The organism is Bacteroides sp. AM10-21B, from assembly GCF_003472565.1.
Taxonomy (GTDB): domain Bacteria; phylum Bacteroidota; class Bacteroidia; order Bacteroidales; family Bacteroidaceae; genus Bacteroides; species Bacteroides propionicigenes.
On record NZ_QRME01000006.1, the window covers coordinates 103,172 to 126,437 of the forward strand.

Annotated in this window: 23 protein-coding genes; 9 read left to right on the forward strand and 14 right to left on the reverse strand. The window is 45.2% G+C overall.

Translation table 11 applies throughout. The features are described 5' to 3' along the window. The first annotated feature begins 10 nt into the window (after positions 1 to 10). Together DW121_RS09350 and DW121_RS09355 are read left to right on the forward strand one after the other, a co-directional pair. The gene (locus DW121_RS09350) at positions 11 to 1,258 is read left to right on the forward strand and encodes a glutamate-5-semialdehyde dehydrogenase (RefSeq protein WP_118323635.1); all 1,248 of its coding nucleotides are present in this window, start codon (positions 11 to 13) and stop codon (positions 1,256 to 1,258) included. Between the two features lie 21 nt (positions 1,259 to 1,279). After that, on the forward strand, positions 1,280 to 2,233 hold the full coding sequence (locus DW121_RS09355) for an acetylornithine carbamoyltransferase (RefSeq protein WP_118323636.1): 954 nt from the start codon (positions 1,280 to 1,282) through the stop codon (positions 2,231 to 2,233). Between the two features lie 83 nt (positions 2,234 to 2,316). On the opposite strand, the gene DW121_RS09360 is transcribed toward DW121_RS09355, so the two are convergent. The 7 genes from DW121_RS09360 to glpA form a co-directional block, all read right to left on the reverse strand. Further along, positions 2,317 to 2,703, reverse strand: coding sequence for a rhodanese-like domain-containing protein (locus tag DW121_RS09360; protein WP_118323637.1), 387 nt, complete (start codon positions 2,701 to 2,703; stop codon positions 2,317 to 2,319). Between the two features lie 199 nt (positions 2,704 to 2,902). Further along, the gene (locus DW121_RS09365) at positions 2,903 to 4,246 is read right to left on the reverse strand and encodes a porin (protein WP_117711588.1); all 1,344 of its coding nucleotides are present in this window, start codon (positions 4,244 to 4,246) and stop codon (positions 2,903 to 2,905) included. A 33-nt stretch (positions 4,247 to 4,279) separates the two neighbouring features. Further along, positions 4,280 to 5,692 carry a glycerophosphodiester phosphodiesterase family protein gene (locus DW121_RS09370; protein ID WP_117711589.1) on the reverse strand — a complete coding sequence of 471 codons (1,413 nt, stop codon included), beginning with the start codon at positions 5,690 to 5,692 and terminating at the stop codon, positions 4,280 to 4,282. 57 nt (positions 5,693 to 5,749) lie between these two features. Further along, positions 5,750 to 7,147 carry a phosphoglycerate transporter protein PgtP gene (pgtP, locus tag DW121_RS09375; RefSeq protein ID WP_117711590.1) on the reverse strand — a complete coding sequence of 466 codons (1,398 nt, stop codon included), beginning with the start codon at positions 7,145 to 7,147 and terminating at the stop codon, positions 5,750 to 5,752. Between the two features lie 24 nt (positions 7,148 to 7,171). Then, entirely contained in the window at positions 7,172 to 8,425 is a 1,254-nt protein-coding gene (gene glpC, locus DW121_RS09380) for an anaerobic glycerol-3-phosphate dehydrogenase subunit GlpC (RefSeq protein WP_118323698.1), read from the reverse strand. 4 nt (positions 8,426 to 8,429) lie between these two features. Next, complete coding sequence (glpB, locus tag DW121_RS09385) at positions 8,430 to 9,674, reverse strand: glycerol-3-phosphate dehydrogenase subunit GlpB (RefSeq protein WP_118323638.1); 1,245 nt, start codon at positions 9,672 to 9,674, stop codon at positions 8,430 to 8,432. 11 nt (positions 9,675 to 9,685) lie between these two features. Next, on the reverse strand, positions 9,686 to 11,290 hold the full coding sequence (gene glpA, locus DW121_RS09390) for an anaerobic glycerol-3-phosphate dehydrogenase subunit A (protein WP_117711592.1): 1,605 nt from the start codon (positions 11,288 to 11,290) through the stop codon (positions 9,686 to 9,688). Positions 11,291 to 11,616: 326 nt separating this feature from the next. Between glpA and DW121_RS09395 the strand changes: the two genes are divergently transcribed. Next, the gene (locus tag DW121_RS09395; protein WP_117711593.1) at positions 11,617 to 12,402 is read left to right on the forward strand and encodes a DeoR/GlpR family DNA-binding transcription regulator; all 786 of its coding nucleotides are present in this window, start codon (positions 11,617 to 11,619) and stop codon (positions 12,400 to 12,402) included. 71 nt (positions 12,403 to 12,473) lie between these two features. Here the strand turns inward: DW121_RS09395 and DW121_RS09400 are convergent, their stop codons facing one another. From DW121_RS09400 to rpmH, 6 genes are all read right to left on the reverse strand, one after another. Further along, a complete protein-coding gene (locus DW121_RS09400; RefSeq protein WP_118323699.1) occupies positions 12,474 to 13,160 on the reverse strand; it encodes a hypothetical protein in 687 nt (228 codons plus the stop codon). A 52-nt stretch (positions 13,161 to 13,212) separates the two neighbouring features. Continuing rightward, positions 13,213 to 14,352, reverse strand: a complete 1,140-nt coding sequence (locus DW121_RS09405; protein ID WP_117711594.1) for a 1-acyl-sn-glycerol-3-phosphate acyltransferase — start codon at positions 14,350 to 14,352, stop codon at positions 13,213 to 13,215. A 92-nt stretch (positions 14,353 to 14,444) separates the two neighbouring features. Beyond that, positions 14,445 to 15,419, reverse strand: a complete 975-nt coding sequence (locus DW121_RS09410; RefSeq protein WP_117711595.1) for a D-alanine--D-alanine ligase — start codon at positions 15,417 to 15,419, stop codon at positions 14,445 to 14,447. Then, entirely contained in the window at positions 15,416 to 16,486 is a 1,071-nt protein-coding gene (locus DW121_RS09415) for an RluA family pseudouridine synthase (protein ID WP_117711596.1), read from the reverse strand. Before DW121_RS09415 ends, DW121_RS09410 begins: the two co-directional genes overlap by 4 nt. 57 nt (positions 16,487 to 16,543) lie before the next feature. Next, on the reverse strand, positions 16,544 to 17,197 hold the full coding sequence (locus DW121_RS09420; protein WP_117711597.1) for a PASTA domain-containing protein: 654 nt from the start codon (positions 17,195 to 17,197) through the stop codon (positions 16,544 to 16,546). 142 nt (positions 17,198 to 17,339) lie between these two features. Next, entirely contained in the window at positions 17,340 to 17,501 is a 162-nt protein-coding gene (gene rpmH / locus DW121_RS09425; protein WP_004292199.1) for a 50S ribosomal protein L34, read from the reverse strand. A 192-nt stretch (positions 17,502 to 17,693) separates the two neighbouring features. On the opposite strand from rpmH, the gene efp reads away from it, so the two are divergent. The 6 genes from efp to DW121_RS09455 all read left to right on the forward strand — a co-directional run bounded on the left by efp (position 17,694) and on the right by DW121_RS09455 (position 21,733). Next, on the forward strand, positions 17,694 to 18,260 hold the full coding sequence (gene efp / locus DW121_RS09430; RefSeq protein WP_117711598.1) for an elongation factor P: 567 nt from the start codon (positions 17,694 to 17,696) through the stop codon (positions 18,258 to 18,260). A 266-nt stretch (positions 18,261 to 18,526) separates the two neighbouring features. Next, positions 18,527 to 19,516 carry a glycosyltransferase gene (locus tag DW121_RS09435; RefSeq protein ID WP_118323639.1) on the forward strand — a complete coding sequence of 330 codons (990 nt, stop codon included), beginning with the start codon at positions 18,527 to 18,529 and terminating at the stop codon, positions 19,514 to 19,516. Positions 19,517 to 19,547: 31 nt separating this feature from the next. After that, entirely contained in the window at positions 19,548 to 20,234 is a 687-nt protein-coding gene (radC, locus tag DW121_RS09440) for a RadC family protein (protein ID WP_118323700.1), read from the forward strand. Between the two features lie 75 nt (positions 20,235 to 20,309). Next, entirely contained in the window at positions 20,310 to 20,621 is a 312-nt protein-coding gene (locus tag DW121_RS09445) for a metal-sulfur cluster assembly factor (protein WP_118323640.1), read from the forward strand. Positions 20,622 to 20,635: 14 nt separating this feature from the next. Continuing rightward, positions 20,636 to 21,400, forward strand: coding sequence for a UDP-2,3-diacylglucosamine diphosphatase (locus DW121_RS09450; RefSeq protein WP_118323641.1), 765 nt, complete (start codon positions 20,636 to 20,638; stop codon positions 21,398 to 21,400). Positions 21,401 to 21,523: 123 nt separating this feature from the next. Beyond that, positions 21,524 to 21,733: a hypothetical protein gene (locus DW121_RS09455; protein WP_117711602.1), complete on the forward strand. Its 210-nt coding sequence runs from the start codon at positions 21,524 to 21,526 to the stop codon at positions 21,731 to 21,733. A 61-nt stretch (positions 21,734 to 21,794) separates the two neighbouring features. Here the strand turns inward: DW121_RS09455 and DW121_RS09460 are convergent, their stop codons facing one another. Further along, positions 21,795 to 23,195: an alkaline phosphatase gene (locus DW121_RS09460; protein WP_118323642.1), complete on the reverse strand. Its 1,401-nt coding sequence runs from the start codon at positions 23,193 to 23,195 to the stop codon at positions 21,795 to 21,797. Positions 23,196 to 23,266: the final 71 nt, after the last annotated feature.

Genomic DNA, 23,266 nt, shown 5'->3' on the forward strand with positions numbered 1-23,266 from the left:
GAACCACAAAATGGATTTACAGAAGACTTTTTCCGCTGTACAGGACGCCAGCCGCAAGCTACTGGCGCTGAACGACGAAAAGATTAACCAAATATTGCTGGCTGTTGCAGATGCAGCTGAAGAAAAGACAGACTTCATTCTTGCCGAAAACCGGAAAGACTTGCAACGTATGGACATTTCCAATCCGAAGTACGACCGCTTGAAGCTCACCACCGACCGTCTGAAAGGCATCGCAGACGACATCCGTAAAGTCGCCGAACTCCCCTCACCCGTGGGACGCATACAAAAACAAGATGTAATGCCCAACGGACTGAAAATAAAACGTGTGAGCGTACCTTTCGGAGTAATCGGCATCATCTACGAAGCACGCCCCAACGTCAGTTTTGATGTGTTTTCACTCTGCTTCAAGAGTGGCAATGCCTGCATACTGAAAGGCGGAAGTGACGCGGACTATTCCAACCGTGCCATCATCAGCGTAATACATGATGTACTGAAACTGTTTGAAGTAGACCTGCACATCGTGGAACTGCTTCCTGCCGACCGTGAAGCCACCGCACAATTACTGCATGCCAACGGCTATGTAGACCTGATTATCCCGCGCGGCAGCAGCAGTCTCATCAACTTTGTCCGACAGAATGCCACCATTCCGGTGATAGAAACCGGTGCAGGCATATGCCATACATTCTTCGACCGTTATGGAGACGTAGAAAAAGGAGCCGCCATAATCAACAATGCCAAAACACGCCGTGTCAGTGTGTGCAACGCTTTGGACTGCCTGCTTGTAGACGGCAACCGCACAAAAGACCTGCCCGCACTCTGCGCACCGCTGCAGAAAAGCAACGTTACTATCTACGCAGATACATCCGCATACACCTCTTTGCAGGGCCACTATCCCGCCGAACTGCTGAAGGAAGCTGCGGAAGAAGATTTCGGTACGGAATTCTTGGACTATAAGATAGCTGTGAAAGTTGTGGACAGTATAACCGATGCCATGGCGCACATACAACGATACGGTTCCAAACACAGTGAATGTATCGTAACCGAAGATAAAGAACACGCCGAATGGTTCTGCCGCGAAGTGGATGCGGCCTGCGTCTATGTCAACGCCCCCACTTCCTTTACGGACGGGGCACAGTTCGGACTGGGTGCGGAAATTGGTATCAGCACCCAGAAGCTGCATGCACGCGGTCCTATGGCTTTAGAGGAAATCACCACGTACAAGTGGATTGTCGAAGGAGAAGGACAGGTAAGAAAATAATCACTAATCACTAAAAAAAGTATGAAGAACTTTACATGCGTGCAGGACATCGGTGACCTGAAGACTGCACTGGACGAGGCATTCGAAATCAAAAAAGACCGTTTCAAATATGTGGAGCTGGGACGTAACAAGACACTGATGATGATATTCTTCAACTCAAGTCTGCGTACCCGCCTCAGCACTCAAAAAGCCGCCCTCAATCTGGGCATGAACGTCATTGTACTGGACATTAATCAGGGAGCATGGAAACTGGAAACTGAACGCGGTGTCATCATGGACGGTGACAAACCGGAACATTTGCTGGAGGCCATCCCCGTAATGGGATGCTATTGCGATGTAATCGGTGTACGTTCCTTTGCCCGTTTTGAAGACCGTGAATATGATTACAATGAAGTAATACTGAACCAGTTTATTAAATATTCCGGTCGTCCGGTATTCTCAATGGAAGCCGCTACGCGCCACCCGCTACAAAGCTTTGCAGACCTTATCACGATTGAAGAATACAAGAAAACAGCACGTCCCAAAGTCGTTATGACGTGGGCGCCGCATCCGCGTCCGTTGCCACAGGCTGTTCCCAACTCTTTTGCCGAATGGATGAATGCAACAGACTATGATTTCGTCATTACCCATCCCGAAGGCTATGAACTCGATTCTAAGTTTGTAGGTAATGCCCGCGTAGAGTACGACCAGATGAAAGCCTTTGAAGGCGCAGACTTCATATATGCCAAGAACTGGGCCACCTACACCGGCGACAACTACGGGCAAATACTGAGCAAAGACCGGGAATGGACCGTAGGCGACCGCCAAATGGCTGTAACCAACAATGCCTATTTCATGCACTGCCTGCCGGTACGCCGCAACATGATTGTAACAGATGACGTCATTGAAAGTCCGCAGTCTATCGTGATACCGGAAGCTGCCAACCGTGAGATTTCTGCAACAGTCGTATTGAAACGACTGATAGAAAACTTATAAACAACACTTCACAACTATATACTTTCGAGCAAGTAGCTTTTATACACAAATACTTGACACACTAAAGTATATAGTTGTGATAATTATTTCTCCGTTTCCTTCCCGGCTTCTTTCCAACCGTTGAAGCCTTTATCAAGCTCATAAACCGTATATCCTTTCCGGCTCAGGATATCTGCGGCTTTCTTGCTGCGTTTTCCGCTCCGGCAATAAAGAGCTACCGGTTTGTCCCTCTGAAGCGTCGAATCGGCAATGGCAGCAAACTGTTCGTCCAAGACATTGACATTGATACTGCCCGGAATATGTTCTTCCGAATATTCGGCAACCGTACGTACATCCAACCGTTGAATTTCAGGGTCGGCTATCAATATTGCAAATTCATCGGTTGAAATTGATTTGAAGTCTCCCCCTTTTTGCTGGCAGGAAACAAACGCGGAGAAAAGCAAGCAAATACCTGCAAAGAATGCTTTCATTAATTTACTCATTTTAGTCAGAATTGAATATGTACCAAAGTTATAACTTTTTCGTTTTTGCGGCACTATATATATCTAGAAATATCAAAGAGACTTTACTGTACAACAAAAGAGAGGATGCAATAAGCAGCATCCTCTCTTCTTTTGTTACCTCTGCCACAGAGGCTCACTAACCATTATTATAAACAAATGCACACAATCAGAATTGGAACATCAAACGAGCTTGAAGCACGTGGAAATTCTTATCGTACTGGAATTTATCACGGTCAAGACGATTGTATGTGTAACTCAACATTACCTGAGCAAACTTGTTGAAAGAGTAGTTTACGCCCAAAGTAGCCGAATGCATATTACCGCCGCCGATGCTTAATGATGTTGCAGGATAGTCTGCCAATATACCGTTAGGATAGTATTGGTCACGTCCGGGAACATACTTTTCACCATCAACGAGGTCATTCAGACCTGTATAGCTATAACGGGCAACTACTTCAAGTGCTCTGCCGTTCAAGCCTTTCAACAAACCGTCCGAATTGCTGTATTGATACGGATCGCCGAAGATTTTGTAACCTGCCTCAATATAAGCGCCATGGAAAGAGTTTTCGCCAAGCGGGTTACCCTTCTGCCATGATTCAAGCGTTCCCCAAGAATCGATAGATCCCAAATTGGCCTCAAACAAAGCCTGATCATCGCGGTCTTTAGTAACATGCTTGTACATATACTCACCGCGAGTAAAGAAGTTATCTGTTTTGTACAAGAACTCAGCGCCAACATCAAACACATTTTTCGCCCATGGCAATTTAGCAGACAAGAAGTCTTGAGTAGGGTCTACATAAGTCTCCAAGGAAGAACCAATATTCAACTCTGTTTTCAACACATTATTTTCTACTGTACCGGTAGCAATATTAGCATAACGGAAAGCGGCTCCTACATGGAATGTCCTGTCTTCATTATTGATAGGACGCCATAACCAACGGCCACCGAATGACATTCCTTGATAACCTGACGGCTGGTCATTGTACTTATTTTCGGCAAACACACCTTGATTAGCAAAGAAATGATCATTGTAGAAAATATAACTCAAACCGAGTTCGCGAGAGGGTGAGAAAGCATTGGCTGCAGCCGAACGGGAAATAAAGTGCAAACTTCCACGGCTGGTATTGTTTGCCATTGATGCCGGATTATTGTAGTAACCGGCTTTGAAGCGATGGGTACCTTTTGCACCTTCCAGCGAGTATTGCAGGAATATGTTCTTCTGTGAGAATTTACCTTTAGAGAAGTCAAAATCTGCATAGAAATACCAATCTTCATAACTCATTGAAGTACGAATACGGGCATCAGTGATGGCAGCTCCCGATTTAACAGGAGTAAAATCAGAGTGATAGTATGCACCGTCCATCATAAAACGTGCACCAATCGTAAAGTTCAAATTTTCCTTGGCGTTGCTAACATTAACAACCGGCTTATTATCAAAGTCCTGAGCTTGGACTACCGATCCTGACAGTGACAATGCAGCCAATACCGGCATTAAAATATACTTTTTCATATAATATAATCTGTATTAGTGTTAATAAATTAATTAGTAACCAAGTCTTTCAAGCGTTTTAACTGCATCAGGAACTTCCTGAGGTGCCGGAGCCTTACGTAGACCATTGTCAATTAAGTACTTCAGACTCATTTCTGAGCGGTTAGTAAACAAACCGTCACCATAAATACCATGTAGCACTTCATCATATTGTACAGTATTTCCCCAGTTGTATTGACCGAAGTATTTTCCCATTTGCGCATAAGAGTCGAATGAGTACGGATGATTGAGCATACCGGATTTCTTAATAAGATAAGCCTGCCATGGAGCATTCATTTCCGGATAATTATTAGGAGCACCTGCAATACAAGGACCAATGATATGAGCCTTATATTCCAAACCGAGATTAATGAAAGAGGCATAACCCTGAGGAGTGTCATACTTCAAGTCGGTAGCCCCATTGCCTTCCCACAACAAGAAACACATAGGAATTTTACCCTTGAATTCTTCTGCAGTACGACGAAGACTTTCAAGAGAGAATGTTTGAAGGATAACTTTACCGTTAGTGTTACCTACATTTACTTTATTATTCTTGTAGAAAGGTTCTCCGTCACAAGGTTTAGTGATAATGTTCCAGCCAAGTTCATCAAGTTTATCATAAACACGTTTCTCAAAATCCGAAGGATTCAGCCAAGACTCCTTGAACTCAATGTAAACACCCGGACGATGACCGGTATCCTGCGGGTCGTCCACATACTCGAATTTATATGTCAGGCAATCACGAGGTTTATCAGGATTCCATGTACCGGTAACAGTATATACGCGTTCACCGTTACTATCACGTTTCAACATTTTACCTTCAGCGTAACGAATCTGGTCTTCCAGAGCTGATACATACTGATGTTGTTCTGAAAACTCCTCACGAGCTTGTTCAATACTTGTTTCGTTGAACCAACTACCGGCATCAAGCGCCAGTAATTCTTCGTACATATAGGACATTGCATAGTAAGGACGGAAACTGGCTTTATCAGCCGCAACAAGCTTCTCAGCATCTGCCTCACTCACTCCATGACGCATATAGAAAGCCTTACGAGTAGCCGGTACTAACTCACTATATACATTCTCAATATTAGTGGTACGTTTCAAGTTATCATCGTGATTGGCAAGGATAACACCATCCTTTGTACATTGCAAATCCGATTCCAGATAGTCTACACCCATTTCGCGTGCCCAACGCCATGCAGATTCTGTTTCTTCCGGAGCCCAGAAGGTAGAACCGCGATGCGCCATTACGGCATAATCGGGTACATAGTCGCGCACTTTCGCCATTTCTGGAGAGATTGTGTTTACTTCAACACGTGTTGCATCATTATTCACATCTGTAAAATCTTGGTCTTCACAGGAAGTGAAAGCTACTAATGCCATACCTAACAAGGTTGCACTTAATTTGATTGGATTCTTCAACATAGTTTAATTTTTAAGGTAAATACTGGTTTAAAATCATTCTATATTATCTTAAAAAGATTATTTTTTATTTCTTTCTGCAAGTAATGCCTTTTCGTCTTTATAAGTGAAAGACATCAGCAAGATGGACAAGGCGCACGCTATAAGCAACAGTATGAAAGTCCAGTCCCAACCTGCCATCTCAGCTACATAACCGAGAACCACGTTGGCAAGGATAGCTGTCCCGAAGAAATATCCGAAGAAACCGGTAAGTCCGGCAGCCGTACCTGCGGCATTCTTGGGAGCAAGGTCAAGCGCTTGGACACCAATCAGCATTACCGGTCCATAGATAAAGAAACCGATAGCTATCAGAGACAAGGTTACAACAACATAATTATCGGAATATTGCCAATAGAGGAAAATGAACAGTGCAACAATAGCCATAAAGATGATAGTGGTCATTGCACGTCCGCCCTTAAAAACTTTATCACTGAGCCAGCCGCAAACCAATGTTCCGGGTATTGCCGCAAACTCATAAGCAAAGTATGCCCAACCGGCTTGCTTGATGTCATATCCCTGCGCTTCCTTCAGGAAAGTAGGAGCCCAGTCCAGACATCCGTAACGTACCATGTACACAAATGCGTTGGCAATAGCGATGTACCAAAGCATCTTATTATTGAACACATGCTTAAAGAAAATTTCTTTTGCCGTAAGCACTTCTTCCTGCTTTTCACTATAATTCTTAGGATAGTCATTACGGTATTTCTCAATAGTGGGAAGACCGCAGGATTGTGGAGTATCGCGAATCAGGCAATATGCCACCAATGCCACAAGGATAGCCACTGCTGCCGGAAACACATACGTACCGATAAGGAAGTAACGGGATGCATCAGCGCCATAGAACCAAGAGCCGAACCACAGTGCACCATAAACAGCCATCGGACCTACCAATGCACCGCCCACATTATGGGCACAGTTCCAGATGGACATCATTGTGCCGCGCTCGGTCACAGAGAACCAGTGGGTCATGACACGTCCGCAAGGAGGCCAACCCATACCGTTAAACCAACCCACAAGGAAGTTCAGGGCAGCCATTACGATGATAGCCAATGATTTCTGTTCCGGACCGAAGAACTGTACCGGCACAATCATAAACATCATGGAAACAGCAGCCAAAACTAAACCCAATGGAAGGAACACGCGTGCATTACTACGGTCGGACACACTTCCCATTAAGAACTTGGACAGAGCATAAGCCACAGCGTTCATAGAAAGGACGATACTTAACTCTCCTTTTTCAAAGCCAAACTGGGCAAGCTCCGGAATAGCCATTGAGAAGTTCTTACGCACGATATAAAAACCTGCGTAACCGATAAAGATACCTAAGAAAACTTGCCAACGATAACTCTTATACGTAGAGTCAATCTTCTCTGCCGGCAGTTCCTGCCTATGGGCAGGTGGTGCTAAAAAATTCCACATAGTACTAAGATTTTAAGAGTAATATTATTTGTTACTATTTAACTTCCCGGTTGCCTCCAAGTCCAACGCTTCTGCAAGTACCGATATAGGATGTTTTACCTTTGCCGAAGTGGACATTTCAATCTGCCATTTACAAGTTTCGCAATCTGTAGCGACAAAGTCGGCCGCCACTTCTTCAATCTGACGGAACAATGAAGCGCCTATTCCCTGTGATGTTTCGTAATTTTCCTTTTTAAAACCGTACGTACCTGCAATTCCGCAACATTGAGAGTTAAGTACGGTGAGATTCACGTTAGGAATACTGCGCAACAAAGCGATGGAATAATATGCCCAACCCAGCTTCTCCATATGACAAGGTGTGTGATAGGCTATCTTCATCTTCACATCGTCACGGAACTTCAGTTTCACATTTCCCTCTTCAAGCAAACGGAATATGAAACGGGTAGCCAATTCTATACTGTCACGTACATCCGCATTATCAATCCCAAGCAGATGAGGATATTCATCACGCATGGTAAAGATACAAGTAGACGAGGCTCCGATAACCGGACGCTTGTCCGCAAAAATCGACTTACGGACAGAGCGAAGGTTTTCTTCAGCCTGTTTGCGCGCTTGGTTTATCAAGCCGTTAGAAATCAAAGCCACTCCGCAGCACTTCTCTTTTTCAAGCAAATGTACCCCGTAGCCTATCGCATTAAGTACACTCACCATATCCTTACCCAACTGAGGGAAGTTATAATTGATGTAACAGCCATGGAAGAAACTTACATGCTTCTTGTAGTTCTCCTGCGAAACCATTGCATTCTTTTTGAACCAACTCTCAAACGTTTGGGAAGAATATTTCGGAAAAACACGATGGTGATCTATTTTCAGCACTCCGTCCATTACCATTTTCACCGGTTTCAAAGACAGCGTAGTGTTCACTACAGGAGCCAAAGCAGATGCCATAGTACCTACAAAATCCGTATTGGCAAGCATAATATCACGCAATGCCGGTTTCTTCTTGCTATATTTGATACGTGCCAGTTGGATAATGTCACCAATCTTCACATTCGACGGACAAGCCACCTCACAACGTTTGCAATTCAAACAATACTTCAGCGCCTCATCAAAGTATTCACCTCTTTTCAGACGAAGGCGTTCCTCGTCCGGACCTGCCTGTTTAGGACCGGGATATTTAGGATTCACCGGAATAACCGGACAATATACTGTACAAACCGTACACTTGATACATTGCTCAAAATTATTCTCGCTTATATTATTCTGCTGCATATTCATGACATCATCCATTTATTAAGTTATCCGCTACATATAATGCCGTAAGCATAGAAATACCTGCGCCACAACCTTCATGTATTGTATTGGAACCGCCTAGAACCGATCCAACAGCATACAGATTCTGTTGTATTTCACTCTTAATCTTCACCTGCAACTTGTCATTGGTAGCTACACCGAATGTCATATAGTTCTGTTTATTGAAGAAAGATTTGTCATACCAACCGTCACGCCCGGGAGTAAAATCAACATCACTGCCGAAAACCGGCTCAACAACACTGTCCTGTTGCGCCACCAAACCATTGCTGAAATAGCTGCCCGAAGCGAGGATAAAGTTTTCCGCCACAAAAGAAATATCTCCATGATTGACAGAGTACACAGCCTGCACTTTGTTATCTTTGAAGTCGGCTTTCACCACTGTATCACCCAACATATAGACACCTCCCAATTCTTCAAAAGAACGGCGGAGCTGTTGCTGCGCACGGATGCCGGGAACAGACGGCGGCATCGTAGGAATCAGCCATACCGGAATATCCAATGCCCCCTTCAACTTCCTTACCGGTTCTGCAGACGACAATCCGAACACAGCCGGCAAAACAACGATATCGAAACCGGATATTTGCCCGGTCAGTTCCTTAATCAGGGCCTCAAGAGTCTTTTCGTTATCCAATACTCTGGCAATATTAGTAGAGCGCATCTCCGTCGGACTAATCCGCAACCTTTCCAGTTCAGGGAGGTTGACAGAAGAAATCCGGCACTCGGTGCCATACTTCTCAAAGCTGTCGGCCACAAATTTTGTATTGAAATCAAGGAATCCCGCCATATTGACTATCAGGATTTTCTTGCCGACCATGTCACTTGCCGATGAAAGCGGTGTAAAATCAGAGAAGGTAAGCCAAGTAGGCTTCAACGTACCCATCGGGGTTATGCGCAGATGGTTATGTGCAGCATCACCATTCACTTCAATAGCACAATCCGCGAACAGTTGTTTTGCTTCACCTGCGTAATAAGCGAACTTACTGCCTAACTTTGCATAAGGATGGTTCATGTTGATCTTTTCAACAGCAGCCACAGGATTATCCACCTTTGTCCCGTCGGAAAGTTCATTAAGCAAATCGAATGAACCGGAAGAAAAATGCAATGCACTTTGTCCGGTGGAAACGATAGCGCATTTCATACCGTTCTTCTGCAAACGGATTCCGCACGTCAAACCGGCAAGTCCCCCACCTATTATTAAAGTATCAAATTTCATCTCTATTCATTTTATTCCATTCCACAAACTCCACTATATATCCACTGGGTATATTCGCTTTCGCGCAATGCCTCACCCCATGCCACGGGATACAGTCCCTTCCAGCGTTCATTCAGGAACGAAGCCAAATCAGCCTTTGCCTTTTGCGAACAGTTATGCGCCTCACCAAGTAATCCTGCCGCACGGCAAGCACAGAGTTCTCCCTGGCATGTACCCATACCTACACGCGTACGGCGTCGCAAGTCTATCAGATTATGCACATCCAGCTCATTCACCGCATAGTTCACTTCACCCACCGTTACATCTTCACACTCACACACCAAACTGTTGTCATACTTGCTTTCCGATGCAATCTTGGCAGCCATCTCACCATGACGTCCTACCGAAGACCGCTTGGGATGCTCCGTCACCACTTGCTTGCCATTGCCCTGTCCCTCTTCCAGACGCGAACCGGGAAGAGGCTCGTTCATTGTAGTACAAGGTTTGTCTATACCAAGTTTCTTGCACGCCAAATCTGTAGCCCATTCCGCCATCAGCCGGTAAGTCATTAACTTTCCACCGGTGATAGTAACAAAACCCGCCACACCATCACGCACCTCATGGTCCAGCAACACGATACCCCGGCTAATGTTACGGCCGGAAGGGTCGTTATCTGCCGCCACCAGCGGACGAACGCCGGCATATGCACGCAAGATACGGGTTGTAGCCAGAGCGGGAGCCAACTTCTCACCTTCCGACAACAACAAATCAACCTCTTCCGATGTAACCCGTACATCATCCACTTCATCAAAGCCCACACGGCTTGACGTTGTTCCAATCAGACAGATTGTATCTCCGGGAACAAGAATATCCGCATTGGCAGGCTTGCGACAACGGTTAAGCACAACATTGTTGATTCGATGCCCAAAAATCAACAATGAGCCTTTTGCTGGGAACATATCCACCCTTACGCCTGCTTTTGCAGCAATGCCATGTCCCCAAATACCTCCCGCATTAATAGTCAGAGGTGCGTAATAATTATGTTCGGTTTTTGTTTTATGATCGAATACAGTAACTCCAACAACATTTCCCTGATCTTGAATCAGCGCCGTCACCTCATGGTAAACCAGCACTTTCGCTCCATGAGCCTTAGCATCAATAACATTAGCCAGAGTCAGCCTGAAAGGGTCTATCGAACCGTCAGGAACTTTCACCGCACCTGTTATTAAAGGATTTACAGAAGGTTCTATCAACCTTGCTTCCGCCGGGTCAATCACTTCTGCATTGATGCCCGCAGCTCGGCACGATTCTACAAATAAGTTTTGATACGAAAGGTCATCTTCCGGAAGGGAAATAAACAAACCACCGTTTTCTTCTACGCAATGGCGCGCTATCTTTCGAAGAATCATATTCTCTTTGATACATTCGGCAGCCGATTCTCTATCAGTCACCGCATAACGGGCTCCGCTATGAAGCAATCCATGGTTTCGTCCGGTGGCGCCGGCAGCAAAATCAAAACGTTCTACAAGTAAAACACGCATACCACGCAAAGAACAATCCCTTGCTGTACCTGCTCCGGTCGCACCTCCACCAACAATAATGATGTCAAATTCGTTAATTCCGTCATTAAGTACCATGTTTCTATAATATTAGTTAACGCCGTTAGTTTTAAAATGTATATCAAGTAACATCTACACTTTCTTACCAAAACAGCTTAGGTTTCATTTCGCAACAAATATAAGTTCTATTTTTATAATAGCGAAACATTTTCCTTATTTTTTCACTGAAAAGCAGAAAAAAAAATGTAAACGGGAAGTTTTGCATGGAAAAAGCCCTTAGAATGCTTACGTTTCACAAGGGGATGCTTTCGGCAGATTGTTTTACCATTTCTTAGCATTTAGAGTTTTTCTATGCTATTTTTTTCAAGTATATTAGCGCATTAAATACAATTTCCAAGCTTATTATGACAAAAGAAGAGAGACAGTCCATCATCTTAGAGTTACTGATGCAACACAATTCTATGTTAGTAACAGATTTAGCTACGCATCTCAACGTTTCGTCAGTTACGATACGAAAGGATTTAACCGATCTCGAAAGAGAAAAGAAACTGTATCGTAATCACGGCAAAGCAATCTTGATAGATCCCTATATCGACAATCGGAATGTCAGCGAGAAAGAGAAGCTATATGTCGAAGAAAAACGCATCATAGGGATGAAAGCCGCCAGCCTCATCACCCCTAAAGATTCTATATTAATAGCATCGGGCACTACTATGCACGCATTGGCTCGCTGCATAGTTCCGGTAGATGAGCTAACGGTTATCACCGCCTCCATGGAAGTCTCTAATATTCTGGCGTGCGAGAAAAACATATATATCATTCAGCTTGGAGGAGTGTTGCGGCACAGCAGTCTCTCTGTGGTAGGGAAATACGCAGAAAACATTCTGGCGGACTTTTCATGCAGCAAGTTATTCATTGGCGTAGACGGTATTGACCTTGATTTCGGCATCACCACCACCAACATGATGGAAGCGAGCCTCAACCGCGTTATGATGCAGACGGCGCAAAAAACAATCGTACTGGCGGACTCTTCCAAATTCGGACGGCGCGGTTTCAGCAAAATTGCCGATATGGAAGACATCGACCATATTATCACCGACTCCCGGATACCTCCTTCCACAGCTTTACGTATCGAAGAAATGGGTATCGAACTTACCATTGCCGATGCAGTCCATCACAACAATATCTAAGCAAAAAAGAACAGGTGCCATAAGATTTTTATGACACCTGTTTTGCATATTATATATTATAATGTATAAAATCAATCCTCCTCCACATGAAGTCCCGTTGCATCCAAAATATAAGTTTTAAAACAGTCGGAGTAAGTATAAATCCTAAAACAGACATCCACACCCCGCACACCTTCAGTCATATATTGTTTTAAAGGAACAGACAAATAAGCGCGTTTACCATAATCCAGTACGGTACCGGTCACATCGTGATACAAAGTCAGCCGCACTTTGGCACGCCCGCTACTTTCATCCACAGACCCCCCCTCCTCCACAAAGTGAAACAGATGCTTTCCTTGTTGCTTCACCTTCACAATAACATTCAGAAAATCATGCCCCAACCAAACACTTTGCATTTCCGAAGGTTCTGTTTTCACACCCTCCTTAAATTCATCGGCAGCCAGAGGAACCGGAGATATTGTCTGTAATAAAGCATACAATTTTACATCCGCAACTTCGTTGTCAGTCACCATCGTTTCATAATTGGCTACCACTCGGATGGCAGTATCCGCATTCACCTGCTGCAAGCCCGACAGATTCTCAACAATCCGGAAAGCCTCGCCCCCATCAGCCAAAGCCGACTCCAGCCGCCCTTCCGCATTGGAAAACACAGTCAGAAAATCCTGCTTCACGGAAGGATAATGATAGTCATCGTCACCGCAAGACGACAACAGGCAAGACATAACGACTACAAACAGTCCACGGCAGTACTTCTTCATACTCACTTGCTCCACACAATTATGATTCCTCACTACTGCAAACCGGCAAAGTCTATTTGGTTGCAGCCAGATAGTTTGTCAACGGATTGGCGTACATCAGCAACAACTTCTCGCGCAAGAAATCCACGTCCTTGTTAGGAATGGCAACACGCTCCAGCTGACCGTCAATATAACTCGTAAAACGTTTCTTGTCCTCTGCCGTATAGTGCTCTACAAACTCTTCCTCATTGTATAACAGGTCATGAGCCACATAGTTATTGGCAAAAATACGATAGTTGGCATGAATACGCTTGTCAATCAAAGCGGATATAGCTACGAACAACTCAGGTTTAGGCAATGTCCTATCTAATTCGCCCAAATCTTCATTAATACAAGATGCCATACGGAAGCATACACGGCCTTTATATCCCAAAAGTCCGGTCTGCATATTCAGCAGATCATCATCCGTAGTTTTCTTAAAGTCAGGTATATCACGTTTCAACTGGAACTCCTGCGCTTTCAGATAGTCGCAAGGGTCATACTCGTACGAAATGGAAAGCGGAACGATATTCAATTCCTGAAGATTGCTAATGATATCTCCGTCTCCACCCATTGCCAGCATCTTCAGAACGCTGTCCTGCGTAATGTCATTGGAGTCTTTGGCGCGTCCCTCACGTTGGGCAATCCAAATGGATTGCTTCTTTTCCGCAATGGTGTAATGCATATAGCGCGACATACGAATGGACGACTCCAACATCTGGCGCATGGTAAGCGCACGCTGTACGGTGAAACATTTATTGATACGGACCAATTTCTTAATCCAAGGGTAAATCAACAGATTGTCACCGATAGCGATTTCCACAGTATCCAGCCCCTGTTCCACCAGAAGAACAGACAAGAAACCGGAGTCGAGAATAATATCCCTGTGATTGGAAACATAGGTATAGGCAGACTGTTTGTTCAACACAGCCATACTTTCCAGTATCAGTCCGTCTGTAGTATCTTTGGCCAATTTATGCAAGATGCCGTAGCAAAGGTTTTCCTGGAACTCCTGCTTGGTCTTGCTTGCACGCATCTTCTGCGCGATAGCCTCAAAAGGAACACCCGGCATAACGGCGCAAGCCACTTGTTGGAATGCCGGGTCAGCAATTAATTCCTCAAAAATCTGAGGTAGTTCTTCGTCATGATAAGGGCGGATTTCTTCAAATTCCATGATATGCAATTTTAAATTTTAAACAATAAGCATTTGGTTTCAAGACTAATAAACGGGCATCTAATAGTCGGTTGATACCTAATAGTTAATATCTAAAATTGGTTTTCTATTATATCTGTCATTACATCTTTAATATCCAAGTTCGCTGCGCGTACCTGCTGCGGAATGAAACTGGTAGCAGTCATACCCGGCGTGGTATTTACCTCCAGCAGATTTATCTTCTCTCCTTCGGTGATGATATAATCCACGCGGATAATTCCGGAGGCACCGAGGATGTCATAAATGGCGGAAGTAAGTTTTTGCACACGATCACGCACTCCGTCGGAGATACGCGCCGGAGTTATTTCATCCGACTCGCCGTCATACTTGGCTTTATAGTCAAAATATTCATTATGCGACACAACTTCCGTAATAGGAAATACCACTGACTTTTCTTTGGTTTTGTAACATCCGCAGGTAATTTCCGTACCTTCCATGAAAGCCTCCACCAGTACTTCCCGGGCTTCTTCAAATGCTTTCATAATGGCAGGTTGTATCTGTTCCTTCGTCTTGACCTTTGTCACACCGAAACTGGAACCGCCCAGGCTGGGCTTGATAAAGCAGGGCAAGCCAATCTTTTCAATCACATCTTCATTGGAAACAGACTGTCCTTGGCGAAGCAACAGAGAATCGGCAATACGCACACCGAATGTTTTCAGATATTGGTTGCAGGCGAACTTATCATAAGTCAGCGCAGCCGCAAGCACTCCGCAACAGGAATAAGGAATATGGAGCATATCGAAATACCCCTGCAAACGTCCGTCCTCCCCCGGAGTTCCGTGAATGGTGATATATGCGAAGTCAAACACCACCTTCCCGCCATTCAGCCTGAAACTGAAATCATTACGGTCCACCGGAGCTTTCGTTCCGTCAGGAAGCTGCACGTGCCAATCCAGCCCATGCATCTCTACAATATATAATGTGTATCTCTCCTTGTCGATGAAGGAGTAGATTCCTTGTGCACTGCGCAGGGAAACCTCAAACTCAGAAGTATCACCTCCGCATACAATAGCAATTGTGCGTTTCATTCTAAATCTCTATTACTAATATAGCCTCTCCACCTGTCAATCAGCCGACTCATATCGTCCGGTAGCTCCGAGGTGAAGTACATCTCTTTTCCGGTTACGGGATGTACGAACCCCAGCGTCATGGCGTGCAGCGCCTGCCGCGGACAAGTATCAAAGCAATTGTTTACAAACTGTTTGTATTTGGTAAAATGAGTTCCTTTCAGAATCTCATGGCCTCCATAGCGCTCATCATTAAAGAGGATATGCCCGATGTGCTTCATGTGCACACGGATTTGGTGGGTACGGCCCGTTTCGAGAACACATTCCACAAGCGTCACATAACCCAGACGTTCCAGTACCCGATAATGAGTAACGGCATACTTGCCCTGGTCATCGGGAAGAACGGTCATTTGCATACGGTCTTTAGGATTACGGCCCACGTTACCGACAATTGTACCTTCGTCTTGTTCTACATTTCCCCAGACGAGGGCGCGGTAACGGCGTTTGGTAGTCTTATTGAAAAATTGAAGACCGAGATTGGTCTTGGCGTCCGGTGTCTTGGCAATCACCAGCAAGCCGGATGTATCTTTGTCGATACGGTGCACAAGCCCCACATGAGGGTCGTTGGCATCATAATCGGGAATATCTTTCATATGCCAGGCGATGGCATTGACAAGCGTGCCGTGATAGTTCCCGTGTCCGGGGTGCACCACCAGCCCTGCCGGTTTGTTGACAACCATCAGGTACTTGTCTTCATACACGATATCAAGGGGAATATCTTCGGGGATAACCTCATTTTCATAGCGGGGGCGGTCCATCATGACCGTTATCACATCCAGAGGCTTCACTTTGTAGCTGCTTTTGACCGGCTTGTCATTGGCCATTACAAATCCGGCATCGGCAGCCTTCTGTATACGGTTACGCGAGGCATTGGTCAGACGATCAAACAGATATTTGTCCACACGCATCATTTCCTGCCCTTTGTCCACCACCACGCGGAAGTGTTCATAAAGCTGCGACTCATCACCAACGGGTTCTATATCGTCCAGTACATCATTCTCTATGTCGTCCGGTAACTCTTCGATCATCGTTTGTCCTTTTTAATAATTAAAGACACCTTCATTCCCGTACACCTACACTCCATATCAAAACCAAGACTCATCAGCCGCAGAATTTTCGGAACTGACAGGCTCCTGAGTCTCCGTTCCTTCATTCACTGACAAAGAATCGCCTTCCAGCAGTTCTTTGCTGCCATTACCCGCCATCAAGGTCAGCGTTGCGCCCATAGGTACTTTTTCACCGATGGCAAGCATACGTCCCTGATACTTCACGCCGTACACCCAGTCCTTTTCGCCCGCCACATATTCAATATCATTCAATTTAAAGCCGGAAGCCAAGATACGCGCTTCCGCCTGACGCAGCGAACTGTTATCCGCCACATCGGGAACTACTTGCAAAGGTATATTAATGGCATTGATTGTCAGATAAATGATACGGCCTTCCTTCACTTTTTGTCCGGCAGCCGGGTTATAGTCCAAGATACAGCCCGCGGGTTTGTCTTTGACATACGCAGAATCGGAAACAACACAGGCAAGTCCCCTGTTTCCAAACACCGTTCCGGCCTCGCCCACGGTCATGCCTTTCACATCAGGTACTACCACAGCCTCGCCGTGGTGAGTATATATATCTATTCCTTTTAATGTTCCGAACAGCAACAACGCCACCACAACAATCATTGCCATGATGTTTATCCAAAAGTATTTGTTCTGCCGAAAAGAAAAAAATTCCTTTATAGTCATAATCACTACAATTTGGGGACAAAGATAATGTAATTTAGGCGCATTGCAATGATGTTTTCTTGAAAGTTTCACAAAAGAAAAGCCGCAAAACACTGTCACCAGTACTTTGCGGCTTTCTTTTTTCTATTAATCAAGGAATGACTTATGCTTTCACTCCGTTGTATTCGTCAGAAACAGTCAGTTTCTTTCTGCCTTTGGCACGACGTGCGGCTAATACTCTACGACCATTAGCTGTAGCCATTCTCTCACGGAATCCGTGTTTGTTTTTTCTCTTTCTGTTAGAAGGTTGAAATGTTCTTTTCATTACTGTATCTTGTTTTATGTTATTATTCTACGTAATCGGGCTGCAAAAATAGAGACTTTTTCTAAAATAACCAAGAGATAACTCATTTTATCTCAAAACTTTTTGTGTTTTTTACCGATTTCCATTACTTTTGCACTCGCAAATCAAGGGAAACATCTTAATAACATAATAATAATAAAGACTATAAAGATTATGATTAATGCCCAAGACATTAAAATCGGAACTTGCATCCGCATGGACGGCAAGCTGTATTTCTGCATTGACTTCCTGCATGTAAAACCGGGAAAAGGTAATACTTTCATGCGTACCAAGCTGAAAGATGTAGTCAACGGCTATGTTCTTGAACGTCGCTTCAACATCGGTGAAAAACTGGAAGACGTACGCGTAGAACGTCGTCCTCACCAATACCTCTATCACGATGGTGACAACTACCAGTTTATGAACCAGGAAACTTTCGACCAAATTCCTATCGCACACGACTTGATTAACGGCGTGGACTTCCTGTTGGAAGGAATGGTTGTGGACGTAGTATCCGACGCTTCTACCGAAACAGTTCTGTACGCTGACGTACCTGTGAAAGTTCAACAGAAGATTACGTACACCGAACCGGGACTGAAAGGCGATACAGCTACCAACACACTGAAGCCTGCAACTGTGGAATCGGGCGCAACAGTACGTGTACCGTTATTCATCAATGAAGGCGAGACTATCGAAATCGACACTCGTGACGGTTCTTACGTAGGCCGCGTAAAAGCATAAGAAAGTTATTCTTCAAAACATACGGAGAGGGTATCAAACAACTTTGATACCCTTTTTTTATTCCCATACGCCCTCCCTTTTTTCTCTTCACTACGAAAGAATTGCCGGTTGTACAACTGGAGCATAACAAGTTGTACAACTCATACATGACCGGTTGTACAACCCGTAAGTTTTTCATAGCAACCGAAACAGAAATATCCCGAATTAAAGCCATATTGCATAAATAGCTGTATCTTTGTCATAGGAAACGAACTAAAAGAACAGATATGCGATACTCCGTTATCATCCCCGTGTACAACCGTCCCGACGAAGTGGACGAGCTTTTACAGAGCCTCACCCGGCAGAGCTTCAAGGACTTTGAAGTCATCGTTGTAGAAGACGGTTCCTCAGTTCCTTGCAAAGACATCACCGACAAGTACCGGAACAGTCTGGACATACATTATTATACAAAGCCCAACTCCGGACCGGGGCAGACACGCAACTACGGTGCCGAACGCAGCCGGGGGGAATACCTCATCATACTGGACTCCGACTGCATTCTTCCTGGAAGCTATTTTGCAGCAGTGGAAGAGGAGTTGCAAAAAACTCCTGCCGACGCCTTTGGCGGACCGGACCGGGCACACGCATCTTTCACCGACATACAGAAAGCCATCAACTACTCCATGACTTCCTTCTTCACCACCGGCGGCATCCGTGGCGGAAAAAAGAAAATGGACAAATTCTACCCGCGGAGCTTCAATATGGGCGTACGCCGTGAGGTTTACGAAACGCTTGGCGGTTTTTCACGGATGCGTTTTGGGGAGGATATTGATTTCAGCATCCGCATCTTCAAAGACGGATATAGATGCAGGCTGTTTCCCGAGGCATGGGTATATCACAAGCGGCGGACGGACCTGAAGAAATTCTTCAAGCAAGTACACAACTCCGGCATCGCCCGCATCAACCTCTACAAGAAATATCCCGAATCCTTGAAGATAGTGCATCTGCTGCCTGCCGTATTCACAGTAGGAGTAGCTATGCTATTGGCAGGCGCACCTTTCTGCCCGTACAGCCTGCTTCCCATTGCGCTGTATGCACTGCTCGTCTGCACGGACTCTGCCATTCAGAACAAAAGCCTGCGTATCGGCATCTTTTCCATTGCCGCATCCTTCATCCAGCTTATCGGATACGGAACAGGTTTCTGGCGTGCTTGGTGGAACCGCTGCATACTTGGCAAAGATGAGTTCGAGGCTTTCAAGAAGAACTTTTATAAGTGATCAGGAGTTGGCGGGACAAACAAAAGAAAAAATGGAGAAATTGACTATCAATCAGTGGGCAGCAGAAGACCGCCCGCGGGAGAAAATGATGCTGAAAGGCGCAGAAGCCCTAAGCGACGCGGAACTGCTGGCAATACTGATAGGCTCCGGAAACACGGAAGAGAGTGCCGTGACACTGATGCAACGGACACTTGCCTGCTGCAACAACGACCTGAACCAGTTGGGTAAATGGGAAGTGCGTGACTTTTCCCGTTTCAAAGGCCTCGGACCTGCCAAAAGCATCGCCATCATGGCTGCCCTCGAACTGGGGAAACGCAGAAAGCGGCAAGAGTATCCGGAACGTATCATCGTACGCTCGTCCAACGACATATATGAAATTTTCCATCCGCTACTGTGCGACCTCACCATAGAAGAATTCTGGGTGCTCCTCCTCAACCAAGCCTCCCGCGTCATAGACAAAGTACGCATCAGCCGGGGCGGCATCGACCAAACCAGCGCCGACGTAAGAAGCATCCTGCGCGAAGCGTTGCTGCAACGCGCCACACAGATTGCACTGATACACAACCACCCCTCCGGAAACCCGCACCCCAGTACGAACGACCGCCAACTGACGCAACTCATACAGAAAGGCGCACTGACCATGAACATCCGCCTGATTGACCATGTTATAATCACGGACGGCAAATATTATAGTTTTAATGATGAAGGCATACTGTAATGTGGTACACACATTCTTTGTAGTTTCAATTAAAATCTTTAGATTTGCTTCGCTAAACCAACAAACCTTACGTATATGACCAAATTTGAAATAGAAGAGAAAATAGTTGCCATGCTGAAAACCGTATTCGATCCGGAAATTCCGGTAAACGTGTACGATTTGGGACTAATCTACAAGATAGATGTTTCCGACAACGGCGACGCCACAATCGATATGACCCTGACAGCTCCCAACTGCCCTGCCGCAGACTTCATTATGGAAGATGTCCGCCAGAAAATAGAATCGATAGACGGAGTAAGTTCCGCCATCATCAATCTGGTATTCGAGCCCGAATGGGACAAGGATATGATGAGTGAAGAAGCCAAACTGGAACTGGGATTTCTTTAAACAATCAACCGGTTATGAAGAACGTATATTTCCTATCAGACGCACATCTGGGCTCACGTGCCATTGAACATGGACGGACGCAAGAACGACGGTTAGTCAACTTTCTGGACAGTATCAAACATAAGGCATCCGCCGTATATTTACTGGGAGATATGTTCGACTTCTGGTACGAGTTCCGTACGGTTGTGCCCAAGGGCTACACCCGCTTTCTCGGCAAGCTGTCCGAACTGACGGACATGGGCGTGGAAGTACACTTCTTCACCGGCAACCACGACATTTGGTGCGGAGACTACCTGACTAAAGAATGCGGAGTCATCATCCACCGCAAACCTCTCACTACGGAAATCTACGGCAAAGAGTTCTACCTTGCCCATGGTGACGGACTGGGCGACCCGGACAAGAAATTCAAGCTACTACGTACCATGTTTCACAGCCGTACGCTCCAAACCCTGTTTTCCGCCCTTCATCCCCGCTGGAGCGTAGAACTCGGACTGACGTGGGCCAAACACAGCCGCCTGAAGAGGATAGACGGGAAAGAACCAGACTACATGGGCGAAAACAATGAACATCTGGTGCTGTACACCAAAGACTACCTGAAAAGCCACCCGAATATAAATTTCTTCATCTACGGACACCGGCACATCGAGCTGGATTTGATGTTGAGCACCACTGCCCGCGTCCTTATCCTCGGAGACTGGATAAATTACTTCTCATATGCCGTATTTGACGGCGAAAACCTGTTTTTGGAAGAGTTCATCGAGGGAGAAACCAAGCTATAAACCATTTAGCACAACTTTCAAGAATCGTTTATTCTTATAAATGATTACGAAAAAGGACGAAAAGCCGGAACTTTTTGCCCGAAATCTTGTAGTATCATCATAACCATTAAAAACAGCATTATTATGGATGATATGATTTACAGAAACGATTCTATTGCCGAAGAGAATATAGACCCGAACGGCCGCCCGGCAAAAAACGAGTTTGAAGAATGGAGTGAAGATGTGTCCGAACGGACAAGTATCGGCTACAAAGATAAAAAGGTAAAATCCGCCAAAGAACGGAAAAAACTTATTGAAGAGATGGATGAAATCATCAAAAAAGAGATAAAGTGAAAAGAGATGTGTCAAAACAAAATAGTAAACGCTATTTTGTTTTGACACATCTCTTTTCACTTTATTTATATCCGGCAGCTTTCGCTATGCGTTTCGGAATTTCGGTATTGTCCATCTTTCCGACAAATAGATTGGAGCCTGCACCTATTGCAAAAACAGGGACATATCCGGCAGTGTGGCTATAGCCGGTCCACCCCACCATCGCTATCTGGCTCATCACCTTTCTGGCAGCGGCAGCCAAAGGTTCGGTCTTGGAATAAAGACTCTCTTCGAATACCACCTTATTTTTCACGAAAGACGTTTCATATTCATCACGAAGCAGCTTTTCCTGTTCCCAAGTTAAAGGCAATTCTTTCCAGAAGCCCATCTTATTGGCAAGCAAATCCTTGATTTCGTCCCAAGAAGTTTTACCGGGCTTTTCTTTCCGTAAGTCAGTAATCGCTTTGGAAAGAAGATCTTGGGATTGCTCCTGATGCAGTAGAGCTTTTAAGAACATTTCATATTTTCCGGTTCCCAAACTCATTCCACCGGTCTCGTGGTCGGCCGTTACAACAATCAAAGTTTCTTTCGGATGCTCTTTGTAGAATTCATAAGCAACCTTAACCGCATTGTCCATATCAATAACTTCTTCGAAAACAGTAGCCGGGTCATTGCTGTGACATGCCCAGTCTATCTTGCCACCTTCCACCATAAGGAAAAAGCCTTTGTTATTGTCTTTCGTCAAAAAAGAAATGGCACTCTCCGTTATCTCCGGCAGGGTCAAGTCTCCCTCTTTATGGTCTATGGCATAGGGCAGAACAGGAGATTCGGCATTTTCTTTCTGAATAAGCACCATTTTCTTAGCATCTGCTAATTTAGCCTTATATTCATCCACCCCCCTGGCAATGGTATAACCTGCTCTTTCTATAATCGGAAAAATACTCGGAGCCTCCTTTTTATCTGCTGTTGTAGTGGGCTTCAGGAAGCCGCCACCCGCATAAAAGTCAAAGCCGGATTTCGGAAGATCGAGCGCAATCTCATAGTACATACTACGATTCGGCTGATGTGCATAAAATGCCGCCGGAGTAGCATGGTCTACACTGACACTGGTAGCCACACCTACTTTCTTACCGGCTTTCTTCGCCTTTTCAGCAACGGTCTGAAGAACGTTTTTATCATCATCCATACCGATAGCACCATTATATGTCTTTACACCGGTGGCAAGAGCTGTGCCGGCTGCTGAAGAATCGGTCACTGAATTGGTGGCGGAAAATGTGGTAGCCATAGTACCAACCGGGAATGTGGTAAATAAAAGCGGCTCTACTCCGATACGCCCCTCATGTTCCGCCAGATACATCTCTGTCCCGTTCACCTGATTCACACCCATTCCATCACCGATGAAATAGAATACATACTTTGCCCGCTGGGCATAGGATGCACCTGCCAGCAGTACAAAGAGCAATACATACATTAATCGCTTCATAAATCTATACTATTTAAATTATCATATTATCAGTACTTTCTCTCAACGAACAAGCAAAGATAAGAATTTTA